The following is a 236-nucleotide window of genomic DNA, read 5'->3' on the forward strand; positions in this document are numbered from 1 at the left end:
CGCGCCTCACCGGGGTGACCAGCCGCACCCTGCGGCACTACGACGACGTCGGCCTCGTGCGGCCGAGCGGCGTCGGTGCGGGCGGCATCCGCATCTACGACGCCGCGGCGCTCGTGCGGCTGCAGCGCGTGCTGCTGCTGCGCGAGCTCGGGCTCGGCCTGCCCGCGATCGCCGAGGTGCTCGACGGGCAGACCGACGACGTGCACGCGCTGCTCGCCCATCGCGAGTGGCTGCGG

Annotated in this window: 1 protein-coding gene; it reads left to right on the forward strand. The window is 76.3% G+C overall.

Annotated features, from left to right (window positions below):
• The coding region (locus FJ658_RS15355) for a MerR family transcriptional regulator (RefSeq protein ID WP_255447766.1) at window positions 1-236 on the forward strand (236 nt) is incomplete at both ends.

The organism is Schumannella sp. 10F1B-5-1 (genome assembly GCF_006517535.1).
GTDB lineage: Bacteria > Actinomycetota > Actinomycetes > Actinomycetales > Microbacteriaceae > Schumannella.